Genomic DNA, 15091 nt, shown 5'->3' on the forward strand with positions numbered 1-15091 from the left:
TGGTGGCCGAACGCCGTAGCGTCCGATGGCGTTGTTCTTCCACCACCTTTACCGATGGTGAAGTGCAAAGGCTCGTTTCAATGGATTTTGATCCGCATCTGTTGTTATCGTGCAACAAACTGTCGCATAGGGTGAACCGTCCATCGCCCATGCGAGCAATTATTCCACTAGGAGAACACCTTTGTCCGACCCACAGCAGCTTTCGACTCAGGAACGGGAACGAGGCACGCAGTTCGCCCCGCGGTTCGATTCTCGCGGCCTGATCACCGCCGTTGTCGTGCATTACGAGGCAAAGGATGTGCTGGTGGTAGCGCACATGAATGCGGAGGCACTGGCTCTGACGAGAGAAACCGGCCGGGTGCATTTCTGGTCGCGCTCGCGCGGCAAATTGTGGCTCAAGGGCGAGACTTCGGGCCATTACCTGCACCTGCGGGAGATTCGGGTCGATTGCGATCAGGATGCGTTGGTAATTCTGGCTGAACCTGCCGGGCCTACCTGCCACACAGGTGAGCAATCGTGCTTTTACCGCTTGCTTGATCCCACTGCTGATGACGCCAGCGCTCTCGTAAAGGTCAAGACTTGACGCTCACGTAAAGGTAAGGTAGTCCACGCTTATGGCTACCGCACCCGAAAACGATCACGAAGGCACCGGTTCGGCCCAGCGCCGCAACGGGGCCCATCTCGACCGCCCTGACAAGCTTAGCAGGGAGCAGTTCTCGATTTCCGATCTCACCTCGGAATTCGGCTGCACCGCACGCGCTCTCAGGTTCTACGAAGACGAAGGACTGATCAGTCCCGCTCGCGTCGGGCTGACCCGCGTCTATTCCAAGCGTGACCGGGCTCGGCTCGCTTGGATCATGCGCGCCAAGAACGTCGGCTTCAGCCTGACCGAAATCCGCGAGATGATCGACCTTTATGACCTTGACGATGGACGCGTCGAGCAGCGCCGCGTCACGATCGAGAAGTGTCGCGAACACATCGCAAAGCTCAAAGCACAGCGCGCCGATATCGATTCATCGATCAAGGAACTGACCCAATTCGTTGCCGAGATCGAACAGCTCGATCTGGGCTGACCTCGCACCAAATTGTCATCCATCCCCATCAATCCACGCTCAGAAGGGATCACCTGATGCCGACCTATACCGCCCCGACCCGCGATACCCGGTTTGTCCTCAATGAAATGCTGGAGCTGGCAAGCTACGGAAACCTGCCGGGCTTTGAAAATGCCACGCAGGACATGATTGACACGATCGTGAACGAAGCGGGCAAATTCTGTTCGGAAGTCCTCGCGCCGCTCAACCAGATCGGTGACGAACACGGTTGCACCCGTCACGAAGACGGCTCCGTCACGACCCCTCCGGGCTTCAAGGATGCCTACAAGGCCTACACAGAGGCGGGCTGGGGTACGCTTGCCCAGCCTGAGGAATTCGGCGGACAAGGGCTGCCGCATACTTTGGCGATGGTGCTTGAGGAATACACCGGCACGGCGAACCAGGCGTTTGCCATGTACCCCGGCCTTACCACCGGTGCGATTGCCGCTATCCTTGCTGCGGGATCGCAGGAGCAGAAGGAAACCTATGCTCCCAAGATGATTTCGGGCGAATGGTCGGGCACCATGAACCTGACCGAGCCGCACTGCGGCACCGATCTGGGCATGATCCGCACCAAGGCCGAGCCGCAAGCGGATGGCAGCTACAAGATCACCGGCACCAAGATCTTCATCTCGGCGGGTGAACACGACCTCACCAGCAACATCATCCACCTTGTGCTGGCAAAGACGCCGGGTGCACCGGACAGCTCCAAAGGGATTTCGTTGTTCATCGTTCCCAAGTTCATCCTCGACGAGAACGGCGAGCCGGGCGAGCGCAATGGCGTGTCCTGCGGATCGATCGAAAAGAAGATGGGCATCCACGGTAATGCGACCTGCGTGCTCAACTATGACGGCGCGACCGGATACATGGTTGGCGAAGAGAACAAAGGTCTCGCCGCCATGTTCGTCATGATGAACGCGGCCCGTCTGGGTGTAGGCCTGCAAGGGCTCGCTCAGGCGGAGGTGTCCTACCAGAATGCCGTCACCTACGCGCTTGATCGGCGTCAGGGCCGTGCATTGTCCGGGCCCGCCGACCCGGAAGCAAACGCGGATCCGATCTTCGTTCACCCCGACGTCCGTCGCATGCTGATGGACGCCAAGGTCTTCAACGAAGGCATGCGGGCACTGTGCATGTGGGGTGCGTTGCAGGTGGACCTGACCCATAAGGCCCAGACCGAGGAAGAGCGCCAACTGGCTGACGACCTGATCGGCCTGATGACCCCCGTGATCAAGGGCTATGGCACCGACAAGGGCTATGACATCGCCAACAACATGCAGCAGGTCTACGGCGGCCACGGCTATGTGCGCGAATGGGGCATGGAACAGTTCGTGCGCGATAGCCGTATTGCCATGATCTACGAAGGCACCAACGGCGTTCAGGCGATGGACCTGTGCGGGCGCAAGCTGGCCAGCAAGGGCGGCCGCGCGGTGCAGGCTTTCTTCAAGATGATCGACGAAGAAATCGCCGCCGCCAAGCAGGATGAAAAACTGGGCCCGATTGCCGAGAAGCTTGAAAAGGCGCTGGGCGAGCAAAAGGCTGCGACCATGTGGTTCATGCAGAACGCGATGGCCAATCCGAACCACCTCGGCGCGGGCGCGCATCATTACATGCACATCATGGGTATCGTGACGCTCGGCTTCTTTTGGTTGAAGATGGCAAAGGTCGCAAAGGCTGCCCTGGCCGCCGGAACCGAAGAAAAAGGCTTCTACGAGGCAAAATTGACGTCTGCGTCCTATTACGCGGAGCGGTTTTTGCCCGATGCAGGCGCTCTGCGGCGCAAACTGGAAGCGGGCAGCGACAATATGATGGCGCTACCGGCGGAAGCTTTCGCAACCGCGGCCTGACGAGTTACCCGGTTCGTCATGTGAACAAGGCCCGGCTCTGGGGGGAGCCGGGCCTTTTTTCGTGCACTGCGATGTGACGCGGAACTGGTTATTCGACCGGGAGGAAATCCGGTACACTCAGATACCGTTCGCCGGTGTCATAGTTGAAGCCGAGGACGCGCGTGCCTGCGTCCAGTTCGGGAAGCTTCTTTGCGATTGCGGCCAATGTCGCCCCTGAAGAAATGCCGATCAGCATGCCTTCCTCGCGCGCGGCGCGGCGGGCCATTTCCTTGGCATCGTCAGCTTCGACCTTGATTGCACCGTCGATGGCGTTGGTATGGAGGTTGTCCGGGATGAAGCCAGCGCCAATGCCCTGGATCGGGTGCGGGCCTGGTTCGCCGCCGTTGATCACGGGCGAGGCGGCGGGCTCCACCGCATAGGCTTTGAAGCTTGACCAGTGCTTCTTCAGTTCCTCGGCGCACCCGGTCAGATGGCCGCCTGTGCCGACACCCGTAATCATTACGTCGACCGGCGCATCGGCAAAATCCTTGAGGATTTCCTGTGCGGTGGTGCGGGCGTGCACTGCGGGGTTTGCGCCATTGTCGAACTGGCTTGGCATCCACGCGCCCGGAGTGGTCTCGACGATTTCGGTCGCACGCTCGATTGCACCCTTCATGCCCTTTTCCTTGGGCGTGAGGTCGAATGTCGCGCCATAGGCGAGCATCAGGCGCCGACGTTCGATCGACATCGATTCCGGCATGACCAGCACAAGCGTATAGCCTTTGACTGCGGCAACCATCGCAAGCCCGATACCGGTGTTGCCGCTGGTGGGTTCAACGATTGTGCCGCCGGGCTTGAGCAGGCCCTTGGCCTCGGCATCCTCAACCATGGCCAGCGCAATGCGATCCTTGATCGATCCGCCGGGATTGGCCCGTTCCGACTTCAGCCAGACTTCGTGATCGGGAAACAGGCGCGACAAACGGATGTGCGGGGTGTTGCCGATGGTTTCGAGAATGCTGGCAGCTTTCATGGCGTCTGGCCTCCTGTGATTTATGGTTTCGACCCTTCTAGCAGATCATCGGGCGGATCGAAGGTCTTCGTTGTCCTGAGCACTGGGAATATTCGGCTCCAAACGGCAACGGTTACAAGCGCACCAACGCCTCCAGCGACGATTGCCGCTACCGGCCCCAGAACATAGGCGAGCGCGCCAGAGAAGGCGTCGCCGCCCTCGTTCGAGGCGCTGATCGTCATCATGCTGACCGAGGAAACCCGGCCGCGCTTGTCATCGGGTGTGTGCAACTGGATCAGTGATTGGCGCACATAGACGCTGAACATGTCGGCAGCGCCGATGACGAACAGCATGGCGAGGCTGAGCGGCAGGCTGGTCGAGAAGCCGAACACGACTGTTGCCAGCCCGAACACGGCCACCGCCCATAGCATTTTCGGACCGACATTGGTGCTGAGCGGGCGGAATGAAAACCACAGTCCTGCCAAGATTGCCCCTGCTGGCGTTGCGGAGGCAAGCATGGCGAGGCCGGTTTCATCAGTGTGCAGAATGTCGCGGGCAAACACCGGAATCAGCGCGTTCGCCCCGGCAAGGAATACAGCAAAGAGATCAAGCGTGATCGCCCCCAGAACCATCTTGTTCCGGCCGACATATTGCAGGCCGTCGATGATCGCACCTATAGGTCTCTGGTCCTTTCGCATCGCCGGTTGGGGTACCTTGCCCACCAGCGCCAGTGCGGTTCCGGATACGGCAAACAGTGCAGATGCCATGAGATAGGGCAGGGATGGTTCAAAGGCATAAAGCACCGCGCCGATTGCAGGGCCAACCAGCCTTCCGACCTGCCACGATATCGAAGATAGGGCGATGGCGGTGGGCAGGATCGGCTTTGGCACCAGATTGGGTGAAAGCGCGGAGAGAGCGGGGCCGGAAAAGCAGCGGGCAATCCCAAGAACAATGGCGACGGTGAAGAGAACCGGCAGACTCACCGTTCCGCTAGCGGTGAAACCGAGCAGGGCCGCAGCCGAAGCGAATTGTGCAAGGATTGTTAGCAGCGCCAGCTTGCGGCGATCAAACCGGTCCGCCGCCAGTCCCGAAAACGGTGTGAGAACGAAAAGTGGCAGGAATTGCAGCAGGCCGATGATGGCGAGCTGGCCTGCACCTTCAGCGATGTTCATCCCGCTGTCGCGCGCCAGATTGTATGCCTGCCACTGGATCACCAGCAGCATGGCGTCCTGCGCCAGCGTCATTGTCAGGCGCGAAGCCCAGTAGGCGCGGAAATTGTGGACCTGAAACGGGTGCGTTGGTTCTGTATCGCTCACAAGAGCGCCCATGGCAGGCGTGCGCGCGCCTGCCAAGCAATCGCTTTCATTTGGTTGTGTGGTCGCGGATCAGCGCGAACGGCGCAGGCGCGGGTTGGGCTGGAGCGTGTCGATGATAGCGACGAAATCATCCAGACGGATGATCCGTTCAAACTGGAAGCCTGCGCGCTTGTCGCGGGTCCAGATGACATAGGCTTCGATCCGGCCGACAACGGGCAGGCGAATGATGACCCGGTCACCGCGGTTGAGCCTTTCTGCATCATCAACCATGAAGCCATGGGCAGAAATGTTGCAGACGTGCAGGTTCAGATCGCCATGGGCGAAGTGTTCGACGATCACCGGGAAATCGACCGAATGCCGCGCCGCACGGCGCATATCAGTAACGCTCAGGTTCGCTCCGACTGACACAGCCTAAGTCTCCATAGTCATGTTCGGCCCGCTCTTGCCGAGGCCAACACACCTAATGGCCCATAAAGGCTGACAATTGGTAAAGCTGCGTAGTCTGCATCTGGGCCCGCATCCGGGCTTCGGCGGACTTATCGCAGAACGAGGCCGTGCTTCTTCTTGCCAAGGCTGATTTTCAGCGATCCGCTTTCGGACGGAATGACGAGCATTCCGGGGTCCAGCACGATCTCACCATCGATCTTTACCGCGCTTTCAGCGATCTTGCGCTTTGCCTCTCCGTTTGAAGCGGTGAAGCCGATTTCGGTCAGCAATGCGCCAAGCCGCATGCCTTCGGGCCCGACATTGACAGACGGGAGGTCGTCTCCTGCTCCGCCTCCGGCAAAGGTTTCGCGCGCAGTCGCTTCCGCCGCAACGGCCGCCTCGCGCCCGCGTACAAGAGTGGTGACTTCATTGGCCAGAACCACTTTTGCCGCGTTGATCTCTGCCCCTTCCAGAGCTTCGAGACGCGTGATTTCGTCGAGCGGCAGATCGGTGAACAGCCGCAGGAATCGACCGACATCGCGATCATCCGTGTTGCGCCAATATTGCCAGAAATCATACGCCGGCAGCTGTTCTTCGTTGAGCCAGACCGCGCCCGCCGCCGTCTTGCCCATCTTCGCACCATCGGCGGTTGTCAGCAACGGGGTGGTCAGCCCGAACAGATCGCGCGATTCCATCCGGCGGCCAAGCTCCATGCCGTTGACGATATTGCCCCACTGATCCGATCCGCCCATCTGCAAGCGGCATTCGTACCGCCGGGCAAGCTCAACGAAATCGTATGCTTGCAAAATCATGTAGTTGAATTCGAGGAAGGTCAGCGGCTGTTCGCGATCAAGGCGCAATTTGACGGAATCGAAGGTCAACATCCGATTGATCGTGAAATGGGGGCCGACGTCGCGCAGCAGGTCGATATAGCCAAGCTGCGACAGCCATTCGTCATTGTTGACCATGATCGCGTCGGTCGGGCCGTCGCCAAAGGTCAGCAGCTTTTCAAAAACCGTCCGGATCGAGGCGATATTCTCATCGATAACTTCGGGGGTCAGCAGCTTGCGGCTTTCATCCTTGCCCGAAGGGTCGCCGATCTTGGTTGTCCCGCCACCCATAACCACAATCGGCTTGTGCCCTGCTTGTTGCAGGCGGCGCAGCATCATGATCTGGACGAGGCTTCCAACATGCAGGCTCGGGGCGGTAGCATCGAAGCCGATATATCCTGGCACGATCTGCTTTGCCGCAAGCGCGTCAAGCGCTGCCGGATCGGTCACCTGATGGATATAGCCGCGCTCTTCGAGCAGGCGGAGCAGATCGGATTCGTATGTCATGTGCGCGCGCTTATCAGTGTGGGCCATGCGCTTCCAGTGGCTTGCTCGCCTTGAGCCGATGCGCGATAGGATAAATATGCACCCACTCATGCTCCATCAGACCTGCGATCTCGGCCCGATCAAGGGCGTCACCGCAAGTATCAAGGCAACCCCGACCGGATGCGAAGCGGAATTCCGCCTCGATGGCGGGGTCGATTCGATCATTCTGCCCGAACCGGGGCCGTCGGTGCGGACCGACGATCTCTGGAAGACGACCTGTTTCGAGATATTCTGGCAACCGATCGGTGGAACCTATTATCGCGAATTCAACCTGTCGCCGTCCGGACGTTGGGCTGCCTACGATTTCGACTCCTTCCGCGAAGGGATGCGTGATGCCCCCGTCGACGCGATCTCGCTCAGCACCTCAATGGGGAGCGTAGACGGGCGCGGCGAACTGGTGCTGAGGGCGAGCATCGCAACCGATTTGCCAGCTCCTGCGCAAGTCGCGCTCAACGCTATTGTCGAGCATCGCGATGGCGGGCTGCAATTCTGGGCCTTGGCATTTCCGCCGGGCAAGGCCGAATTCCATTCGGAAGCCTGCCGCCAGGTGATTATCGAGCGGGATTGAACGGCCCGTTCAGTTGGACAATCTTCCAGTTCAGCACGAACGCGAAGCTGACCCAGACGAAGTAGGGGACATTCAGCCACCCGGCGAAGCTGTCTCCGACGAGCCGCGGCAGCACGACCACCAGCGACGTGACTGAGCACCAGAGCAGGATATTCTCATACAGCGCCCAGTCGGGTCGTTTCGCCTTGAAGAACAGCGGCGACCACAGGAAATGCAGCACGAAATTGGCCGCAAACAGGGCGTAGACACCCAATCGCGCTTCGGGTGAGGGCGCCTGTGTGAGCCCTACATAGAAACTCCATCCGGCAAGGCCCAGGATCACTGTCCACGCCGGGCCGAACAACCAGTCAGGCGGTTGCCAGCTTGGCTTCTTCAGTTCGCGATACCATTGGCCGATTTCGGTCAAGGCACCGCCCGCGCCGCCTAGGATGATTGCCCAAGCGGCGGCGATCAGTGCTGGAGTCCATTCGATGTCCATATGCAATCAGCGTTACAGCACGGCACCGGTTCCCGCCAGCGTGGCGTCACCGCTTCAAAACAGATTGCCTTTGCCGCGCGCCTGATCCACCCAGCGGGCATGACTGGACGCGTGAAATTCGGAATAGACCGGCTTCTGGCCGATCGTGCCTTGCTGAACGAACTGGATGGCCGCAGGGTCGCTCTTGTCGCTCACCCTGCGAGCGTGACGGAGGGGCTGGTTCACAGCCTTGATGCGTTGATTGCCGCCGGGGTCAACGTGACCAGTGCGTTCGGCCCGCAACACGGGCTGAAAGGCGACAAGCAGGACAATATGGTCGAAACTGCGGACGAGATGGATCCGCATTACGGCATACCCATCTTCTCGCTTTACGGCGAAGTCCGCCGTCCGACGGAGCAGATGATGTCGAGCGCGGATGTGTTCCTGTTCGACCTGCAGGACCTTGGTTGCCGCATCTACACCTTTGTCACCACGCTGCTTTACCTGCTGGAAGAGGCTGCCAAGGCGGGCAAGGGAGTCTGGGTTCTTGACCGTCCCAATCCCGCCGGTCGCCCGGTCGAAGGGACATTGCTGGTGCCGGGGCAGGAAAGCTTTGTAGGTGCCGCGCCGATGCCGATGCGCCACGGCCTCACCATGGGGGAAATGGGCCATTGGTTCATCGAGCATTGCGATCTCGACGTCGCTTACAAGGTGGTGGCGATGGAGGGGTGGCAGCCTGATGCGGATAGCGGAGCGGTGGCGAGCGGTTTTGGCTGGCCGGCGTCACGCATATGGATAAATCCGTCACCCAATGCCGCCAGCGTCAACATGGCGCGCTGCTATGCAGGGACGGTGATGCTTGAAGGAACAACCTTGTCAGAGGGCAGGGGGACCACCCGCCCGCTGGAGGTGCTGTTCGGCGCGCCTGACGTCGATGCAAAGGCGGTGGCGAAGGAAATGCTCGCGCTCGCGCCGGATTGGTGCGCTGGTGTGCACATGCGCGATTGCTGGTTTGAACCTACCTTCCACAAACATGCGGGCAAGTTGTGCAATGCGCTGATGATGCACGCCGAAGGCCCGGATTACGATCATGACGCCTTCAAGCCGTGGCGGATGCAGGCGCTGGCGTTCAAGGCAATCAGGGGGCTGTACCCGTCTTACGATTTGTGGCGCGATTTTCCCTATGAATACGAGCTCGACAGGCTCGCCATCGACGTGATCAACGGCGGCCCTTCGCTGCGCGAATGGGTCGACAATCCGGATGCCGCACCCGATGATCTGGACGGATTGGCATCAGCCGACGAAGCGGCGTGGGTGCAGTTGGTGCGGGGTCATTTGCTTTATTGAATTGGGTCAATCCGCGCCCGGTTCAAGCAAGTCGGGACGCTCGATACGGATGTATTCCTGCGTTTGGGCGTCCCATTGGAAAGCGACGCCCGGTTCCTCGTCAATCAGATGCAGCCAGCGGTCATCGGCATTAAGAACCTTGCCGATTGCAATGTATTGGATTCGGTCTTCGCGTTCCTCATCCCTGTCGACCACGTCAGGTGCACCGCGCATCCGCCATCCGCTGTCTGGGTATTTGTCGCCCTCACGGGTCATGTCGGGCGGCTCGCGGTAGAGATAGTCGACATGGCTGCGCCCTTCGACCACGCAGATATCGACGAAGCACCGCTCTAAGTAATCGCGGCGTTCTGGGACTTCAGGGCGGTTCTCGTTGTTGAAGCCGCAAGAAATGACATGGGTCAGCGGGACGGCCACAGGCATTCCGGCCTGGATCAAGGGCATGTCGTGCGGCTCATTGTCTAGCGTGCCGTGGACCACGCCTTCCTCGATCCGCTCAATCATCACCCACATGCGCTCGGCAGAATATTTGGTGTAGCCCTCAGTCTGGCGAAAGATCGCCTTTACGCCGTCGCCGGGCTTGAGCGCTGCAAGCTCGATCTCATGGGGCAACTCGAACGTGTAAGGTGCTTCCGCCGCTATCGGGCGCGGGTCGTTCAATGCGATACCGGGTGGCAGTCCCGAGATAATCAATGCCCCTGCTTGCGGCTCAGTTCGCGCATCGCATCATCCAGACCATCGAGTGTCAGCGGATACATCCGGTCATTCATCAGCTGCTTGAGCATCTTGGTCGATTGCGAATAGCCCCATTGCTTTTCCGGCACGGGGTTCAGCCACACTGCCGCGGGATAGGTGTCGGTCACGCGCTTCATCCAGACGGCTCCGGCTTCCTCGTTCATGTGTTCAACGCTGCCGCCCGCATGGGTGATTTCATAGGGGCTCATGGCCGCATCGCCGACGAACACGATCTTGTAGTCGTGGCCGTATTTGTGGAGCACGTCCCATGTCTTGGTGCGTTCCTGCCAGCGGCGCTTGTTGTCCTTCCATACGCCTTCATACAGGCAGTTGTGGAAGTAGAAGAATTCGAGGTTCTTGAACTCCGCCGTCGCTGCGCTGAACAGTTCTTCGACCAGCTTGATGAACGGGTCCATTGATCCGCCGACATCGAGAAACAGCAGCAATTTGACCGCATTGCGGCGTTCGGGCCGCATCTTGATGTCCAGCCAGCCCTGCTTGGCAGTGCCTTCGATCGTGGCGTCGATATCAAGCTGATCCGGATTGCCCTCTCGCGCGAACCGGCGGAGACGGCGCAGCGCCATCTTGATGTTGCGCGTGCCCAGTTCCTTGGTGTTGTCGAGGTTTTTGAACTCGCGCTTTTCCCACACCTTTACGGCGCGCTTGTGCCGGCTTTCGCCGCCGATCCGCACGCCTTCTGGATTGTAGCCGGAATTGCCGAAAGGCGAGGTGCCACCGGTTCCGATCCACTTGTTGCCGCCCTGGTGGCGCTTTTCCTGTTCTTCGAGCCGCTTCTTCAGCGTCTCCATGATCTCGTCCCAGTCGCCCAGCTTTTCAATCGCGGCCATTTCCTCTTCGGTGAGGAATTTCTCGGCCACGGCTTTCAGCCAGTCTTCGGGGATATCGACGGGGTTCTGGCCGTAATCGGTCATGATCCCCTTGAAGACCTTGTGGAACACCTGATCGAAGCGATCGAGCATCCCTTCGTCCTTCACGAAAGTCGCCCGCGACAGGTAATAGAACGCTTCGGGCGTCTGCTCGATAACGTCCTTGTCAAGCGCTTCGAGCAGGGTGAGATGCTCCTTGAAGCTTGCCCCGATACCTGCTGCGCGCAGTTCGTCGATGAAGTTGAAAAACATGGTGCAGTCCTAAACCCGGCAAGGGGGATTTACCAGTCCCACAATCGAGAGTGCGCAGCCCCGATTTCACCTGCGGATTTAAAGCTTCGCTAACCATATCGGGGCTAGGGCAGTCGCAAACAGGGGACTGATCCGAATGCAGAATATCGCCATCGACACCGCCAATGCCCGCGCACTGGACAAGATCCCGGAGAAATGTGGCGCTGTCACGGTTGGTTGCACCGATGTTGCCGGCGTTGTTGAAGCAGTTATCCGCTCGTCCGAAGTGCTGCGCGAGGAGCATGAGGCGCTGCGCGGCACCGTCAAGGCTCTGGAAGCCGATCAGAACAAGGTTGCCGAAGCCAGCGACGAGGCTCGTCTGCTTTCCGAACGGGCGATCGAGCGACTGGGGGAGGGTACTGCCCTGATCCAGTCATCGCTAGGCCAGATCGCGTCCCTGCTGGATCTGGTCGATGCGCTCGGTCAGCATGTCACCAGTTTCTCTGCGGCGATGGAGCAGGTTCGCCGCAGCGCGAAGGACATCGAGGATATCGCGGAGACGACCAACATCCTCGCCCTGAATGCCACGATCGAGGCAATGCGCGCCGGGGATGCTGGCCGTACCTTCGCCGTGGTCGCCAGCGAGGTGAAAAGCCTCGCCAACGATACGCGCAAGGCGACGGTTGAAATCGCTCAGACCATCGACGCGCTTGGCGAAGAAGCAAGCGTGGTGATCGGCAGAATCGAAGAAGGCGCTCGCGCCAGCGGCGATGCCAAGGAATCGGTCGCCCGGATCGAGAACACGATCGCCAGCGTTGGCGATCTGGTGGAAGAGGTAGACAAGCAGAACGACGTCATCGCCCGCTCTACCGGCACGATCAGCAATCACGTCGATGCGGTGCAGAAAGTGCTCATCAGCTTCGATGAGGCTGCCCGTACCAATGAAGAACAGCTTCAGGGTGCGCACGCGCGCATGGAAGAGCTGGAAATGACCGCGAGCGAGATGTTCGATTCGCTGGTGCAGGCTGGCCTTAGCCCGCAGGACAGCGTGATGGTTGAGAAAGCGCAGGCCGCAGCCCGTGAACTGGCCGAGCTTACCGAGGCTGCAATTGCCCGCGGTGAGCTCTCAGCGAACGACCTGTTCGATCAGGATTACGTTCCGATCCCCGGCAGCAAGCCGCAGCGTTATCGCACCGGCCTCAACGATTGGGCCGATCGCAATTGGCAGCCACTGCTGGATGCCGCCAAGGATTCCGATCCGGCGATGAGCGCCGCCGCCTGCACCGATACCAAAGGCTTCCTGCCGACGCACATCAGCGAGATGGCCCGCAAGCCGACCGGCGATATCGTGCACGACACCAAATACTGCCGCAACGGCCGGATCCTGTTCGACCCAATCGACAAGAAAGCCAAATCCAGCACCGCGCCTTACATGATGGCGGTCTATCGCCAGGAAGGCGACGGGCGCCAGTACCGGGTCGTGCGCAATGTCTACGTCCCGCTGATAATCAACGGCCGTCGCTGGGGTGACTTCGAGGTAGCCTACAGCTTCCGCTGATAACAGGGATCAGCTCGGATTGCGGCGTGCCATGAAGGCTAGCCGTTCGAACAGCATCACGTCCTGCTCATTCTTCAGCAGCGCGCCATGCAGCGGCGGGATCGCGCTGTTGGGGTTGCTGTCCTGCAGAACGTCCAGCGGCATGTCTTCGTTCAGCAGCAGCTTGAGCCAGTCGAGCAATTCGCTGGTTGACGGCTTCTTCTTCAAGCCCGGCACTTCGCGCAGTTCATAGAAGATATCCATCGCCTTCTTCACCAGCGTTTTCTGGATGCCGGGGAAGTGGACGTCGATGATCGCCTGCATTGTCTCGCGATCGGGGAACTTGATGTAGTGGAAGAAACACCGGCGCAGGAATGCGTCGGGCAATTCCTTTTCATTGTTCGACGTGATGACGACGATCGGGCGTTCCTTTGCCTCGATCCGCTCCTGCGTTTCGTAAACGTCGAAGCTCATGCGGTCGAGTTCCTGCAACAGGTCATTGGGGAACTCGATATCGGCCTTGTCGATCTCGTCGATCAGCAGCACGGGCAGTTCGGGGCTGGTGAAGGCTTCCCACAGCTTGCCCTTTTTGATGTAGTTGCGGATGTCGTGGACCCGCTCATCACCCAACTGGCCATCGCGAAGGCGCGCAACCGCGTCATATTCGTAGAGACCCTGCTGCGCCTTGGTGGTCGACTTGATGTTCCATTCGATCAGCGGTGCGTTGATCGCCTTGGAGATTTCGTGCGCGAGGACCGTTTTACCGGTGCCCGGTTCACCCTTGACCAGCAACGGCCGGCGCAGGGTCACCGCAGCGTTTACGGCGACTTTCAGATCATCGGTCGCGATATAGTTGCTGGTGCCTTCAAAACGCTGCGTATCGGTCGTGCTGTCGCTCATGGGTTTCCCTTCGAGACTGAAAATTCAAGCGACGCGATACGGGGCGCGAGGGCAGCGCGCAAGGGGCAACCACCTCTCGCTTTAGCGAGGGAGGGCGAGCATCCGCTGGGCGATCAGTTCCAGCGCATTCTGGTCGACATTGGCATCGTCATTACGCCAGCTGAGGATAAGCGCGTGGTCCCGGCCTTGCTGGTCGGTCAAAAGCCAGGTGAGGTTTAGCACGCCCGGTTCAGACCCGCCCTTGTATCCGGCATAGGTCCAGTTGCTGCGGGCGTTTTCAGGCATGTTAGGGCTGATCGCCATGATCTCGAACGCTCGCGGGTCGGCGGTGCGACGCATGAAGCGCATCAGGCCTGCAAGATCGCGCGCGCTCGCAAACCATTCGACATCGAGAGCGATCGGACCGCCGGAAAACGCAGCCTGCACAGTACTCATCGGCAGGACGGGCTCGTCTATCCCCTCAAGGATCTGGCTGCGCACATCGGCGTCGGCTTCACTGTAGGTGTGCAGCCTGCCTTCGGGCCCCGCCTTCAGCAGAAACATGTCGCGTGTTTTCAGGAACGGATCGTTGAGTTCTGGGCTGGAATGCCCGCTGTCGATAACTGCCTGAAGCACGGCATCGCGCCCCAACACATCTATCAGCGCATCGGTGGCGGTGTTGTCGCTGATCGAGATCATCAGGCTCGCGAGCGTCTCCAGCGTCACCGACGCTCCCGTTGGCCAATCCTGCATCATGCCGCTGGGGAAGCTGCGTGTATCGCCGAGGTTCACGACATCGCCCCATGCGCGCTTTCCTGCTGCAATGTCCCGGGCGAGGGCGGCGAGGACATACAGCTTGAAAGTCGAACCCAGTGGCATCTGCTCGCTCGCGCGGTCTGCAATCAGCGGACCTGACGATCCGTCTATCGGACCGAACCACCAGCTGACTTCTCCCGGCAGGTTCGCAAGGTCAGCCTCGATCTTGGCCGGGCTGTCGTCAATCGCCTCGAAGCTCTGGAAAAGCAGTTCGCTGACGCGGTTTTCGTCGCTCGGATCAATCGCAATCGGCCCACGGGCAATCGCGCGCTCCATGCGCAGAGCCAAAATCCCACGTGTGCCATCGGCCGGATCGATGCTTTCAACTGCAATTGCAGGCCCGAACTGGCTGGTGAACTGCGCTGAAACTGCCGCAAGTTGCGCAAGTGGAACTGCCTTCAGAAACTCCGCCGAAAACACCTCCTTCGGATCAATTTCGCTATTGATGACAGCAACGATCTGTTCGGCACGAAATTCGAGCGGGGTTTGTTCATCCGTCTGTTCGTTTGCGGTGGGTGCCTCTTGGGCTTCGACCGGAACGGCCAGAGCAAGCGCCGGGGCGGCCAGAAAGGCAAGAAAAAGCGTCGGTTTCATCA

15 protein-coding genes are annotated in these 15091 nt (G+C 59.8%); 6 read left to right on the forward strand and 9 right to left on the reverse strand.

Annotated features, from left to right (window positions below; all coding sequences use genetic code 11):
• Positions 1–181 precede the first annotated feature (181 nt).
• From hisI to L1K66_RS10165, 3 genes are read left to right on the forward strand one after another with little or no spacing between them, the layout of a single operon-like run.
• Positions 182–583 carry a phosphoribosyl-AMP cyclohydrolase gene (gene hisI, locus L1K66_RS10155; protein WP_252257766.1) on the forward strand — a complete coding sequence of 134 codons (402 nt, stop codon included), beginning with the start codon at positions 182–184 and terminating at the stop codon, positions 581–583.
• A 31-nt stretch (positions 584–614) separates the two neighbouring features.
• Complete coding sequence (locus L1K66_RS10160) at positions 615–1073, forward strand: MerR family transcriptional regulator (protein WP_034953998.1); 459 nt, start codon at positions 615–617, stop codon at positions 1071–1073.
• Positions 1074–1129: 56 nt separating this feature from the next.
• On the forward strand, positions 1130–2935 hold the full coding sequence (locus L1K66_RS10165; RefSeq protein ID WP_252257768.1) for an acyl-CoA dehydrogenase C-terminal domain-containing protein: 1806 nt from the start codon (positions 1130–1132) through the stop codon (positions 2933–2935).
• An 88-nt stretch (positions 2936–3023) separates the two neighbouring features.
• Here L1K66_RS10165 and cysK read toward each other — a convergent pair whose 3' ends face one another.
• The 4 genes from cysK to tyrS form a co-directional block, all read right to left on the reverse strand.
• Positions 3024–3944 carry a cysteine synthase A gene (gene cysK, locus L1K66_RS10170; RefSeq protein ID WP_252257770.1) on the reverse strand — a complete coding sequence of 307 codons (921 nt, stop codon included), beginning with the start codon at positions 3942–3944 and terminating at the stop codon, positions 3024–3026.
• 20 nt (positions 3945–3964) lie between these two features.
• Positions 3965–5251, reverse strand: coding sequence for an MFS transporter (locus tag L1K66_RS10175; protein ID WP_407931943.1), 1287 nt, complete (start codon positions 5249–5251; stop codon positions 3965–3967).
• A gap of 57 nt (positions 5252–5308) precedes the next feature.
• A complete protein-coding gene (locus L1K66_RS10180) occupies positions 5309–5647 on the reverse strand; it encodes a PilZ domain-containing protein (RefSeq protein ID WP_252257772.1) in 339 nt (112 codons plus the stop codon).
• 128 nt (positions 5648–5775) lie between these two features.
• Entirely contained in the window at positions 5776–7002 is a 1227-nt protein-coding gene (gene tyrS, locus L1K66_RS10185; RefSeq protein ID WP_252257773.1) for a tyrosine--tRNA ligase, read from the reverse strand.
• An 88-nt stretch (positions 7003–7090) separates the two neighbouring features.
• Here tyrS and L1K66_RS10190 point away from each other — a divergent pair, with 88 nt between their 5' ends.
• A complete protein-coding gene (locus L1K66_RS10190; protein ID WP_252257775.1) occupies positions 7091–7609 on the forward strand; it encodes a DOMON domain-containing protein in 519 nt (172 codons plus the stop codon).
• Here L1K66_RS10190 and L1K66_RS10195 read toward each other — a convergent pair.
• Positions 7593–8087, reverse strand: a complete 495-nt coding sequence (locus L1K66_RS10195) for a TspO/MBR family protein (protein ID WP_252257777.1) — start codon at positions 8085–8087, stop codon at positions 7593–7595. The genes L1K66_RS10190 and L1K66_RS10195 overlap by 17 nt on opposite strands.
• A 111-nt stretch (positions 8088–8198) precedes the next feature.
• Between L1K66_RS10195 and L1K66_RS10200 the strand changes: the two genes are divergently transcribed.
• Complete coding sequence (locus tag L1K66_RS10200; RefSeq protein WP_252260485.1) at positions 8199–9413, forward strand: exo-beta-N-acetylmuramidase NamZ family protein; 1215 nt, start codon at positions 8199–8201, stop codon at positions 9411–9413.
• Positions 9414–9419: 6 nt separating this feature from the next.
• On the opposite strand, the gene L1K66_RS10205 is transcribed toward L1K66_RS10200, so the two are convergent.
• Positions 9420–10103, reverse strand: coding sequence for an immunity protein Imm33 domain-containing protein (locus L1K66_RS10205; protein ID WP_252257779.1), 684 nt, complete (start codon positions 10101–10103; stop codon positions 9420–9422).
• A complete protein-coding gene (locus tag L1K66_RS10210) occupies positions 10100–11284 on the reverse strand; it encodes a vWA domain-containing protein (protein WP_034954008.1) in 1185 nt (394 codons plus the stop codon). Before L1K66_RS10210 ends, L1K66_RS10205 begins: the two co-directional genes overlap by 4 nt.
• Before the next feature lie 136 nt (positions 11285–11420).
• Between L1K66_RS10210 and L1K66_RS10215 the strand changes: the two genes are divergently transcribed.
• On the forward strand, positions 11421–12821 hold the full coding sequence (locus L1K66_RS10215; protein WP_252257780.1) for a methyl-accepting chemotaxis protein: 1401 nt from the start codon (positions 11421–11423) through the stop codon (positions 12819–12821).
• A gap of 9 nt (positions 12822–12830) precedes the next feature.
• Here the strand turns inward: L1K66_RS10215 and L1K66_RS10220 are convergent, their stop codons facing one another.
• Complete coding sequence (locus L1K66_RS10220; RefSeq protein ID WP_252257781.1) at positions 12831–13700, reverse strand: AAA family ATPase; 870 nt, start codon at positions 13698–13700, stop codon at positions 12831–12833.
• An 81-nt stretch (positions 13701–13781) separates the two neighbouring features.
• The gene (locus L1K66_RS10225; RefSeq protein WP_252257782.1) at positions 13782–15089 is read right to left on the reverse strand and encodes a serine hydrolase; all 1308 of its coding nucleotides are present in this window, start codon (positions 15087–15089) and stop codon (positions 13782–13784) included.
• Between the last annotated feature and the right edge of the window lie 2 nt (positions 15090–15091).

The sequence above is a fragment of the Erythrobacter aurantius genome (assembly GCF_023823125.1).
Lineage (GTDB): Bacteria > Pseudomonadota > Alphaproteobacteria > Sphingomonadales > Sphingomonadaceae > Erythrobacter > Erythrobacter aurantius.